Source organism: Sphingobium sp. SA916 (genome assembly GCF_002894065.1).
Lineage (GTDB): Bacteria > Pseudomonadota > Alphaproteobacteria > Sphingomonadales > Sphingomonadaceae > Sphingobium > Sphingobium fuliginis.
The window spans coordinates 1-1,376 of the sequence record NZ_LXYF01000011.1 but is presented as its reverse complement, the minus strand read 5'-3'; the positions used below and the strand labels follow the sequence as shown (position 1 = coordinate 1,376).

Genomic DNA, 1,376 nt, shown 5'->3' with positions numbered 1-1,376 from the left:
ATGGGGACACGGAAAATGCTGGCCGCCATTGCAACATAAGGGGAGAGCCTCGCTCAACGCACTCGCATATCTTCGCCCACATGCCTTCAAGCGCCGTACGCCGTTTTTACACAGTCTGGGTCGTTTCCAAACCCCACCTCCGACGCCTGAGCGGCAACCTTCGATCAGGCGTAACCCAAAAACCACAGAGGGCTCCAAAAACATCCTATTTCTCCAACAGGGGCTGATCAGGCCTGTCCTATTCCGCGCCGACCCGCTTATCCCACCACCCTCTTTGAAACGTCCGACCCATCCCCCCTCACGCCCACGCGCGCCCAGGCACGCGCGCGCATACACTGTGAACTTCGACCCGAAAATGGCGGATTTCCGCCCTTTCCAATACATCACCTCCGCTCCGATCCGGGATCGCGCCTCCTACACCGACAAGCCCACTGGAGGCGCGCGCCCTAACCCGCTATCCCCTCCCCCCATGGCCCAGAATCATCTCTATCTCGTCGACGGCAGCGGCTATATCTTCCGCGCCTATCACCAGCTTCCGCCGCTCACCAACAGGCATGGCCAGCCCGTCGGCGCAGTCTATGGCTATACCACCATGCTCTGGAAGCTGGCCGACGAACTGGGCAAGGCGGAAGGCCCCACCCACCTCGCCGTGGTGCTGGACAAGGGCAGCCACACCTTCCGCAACGACATGTACGACGCCTATAAGGCGAACCGACCGCCGCCGCCCGAAGACCTCGTCCCGCAATTCCCGATGATCCGCGACGCTACCCGCGCCTTCTCCCTCCCCTGCATCGAGGAAGCGGGGTTCGAGGCGGACGACATCATCGCCAGCTACACCAGGGCCGCCGTGGCGGCGGGCTGGCACGTCACCATCGTCAGCTCCGACAAGGACCTGATGCAGCTGATCCAGCCCGGCGTCGACATGTACGACACGATGAAGAACGAGCGGCGCGGCGCCGACTATGTCATGGCGAAATTCGGCGTCCAGCCGGAACAGCTTGGCGATGTACTCGCCCTGATGGGCGACAGCGTCGACAATGTCCCCGGCATCCCAGGCATCGGCCCCAAGACCGCCGCCAAGCTGATTACCGAATATGGCAGCCTGGAAGCCGCGCTCGAAGCTGCCCCTTCGATGAAGAAATCGAAGATGCAGGAAAATCTCATCGAACATGCCGACATGGCCCGCCTGTCGCGCCGGCTCGTCGCGCTGCATGACGCCATGGACCTGCCCGAACCGCTCGATGACCTGACGCTGAAGGGCATTCCGCTGGAGCCGCTGCAGGCCTTCCTCGAACATCACGGCTTCAAGTCGCTGCTCGCCCGCGCCGGGGCGCCCGCCGCGGCCGTGGCGGTCGCGACCGCCGCCGCCGCCGTCA

General features: G+C 63.7%; 1 protein-coding gene. It reads left to right on the top strand.

Annotated features, from left to right (window positions below; genetic code table 11):
• Positions 1 to 469 precede the first annotated feature (469 nt).
• On the top strand, positions 470 to 1,376 hold a 907-nt coding region (locus tag A8G00_RS03340), incomplete at its 3' end, for a 5'-3' exonuclease H3TH domain-containing protein (RefSeq protein WP_301182303.1).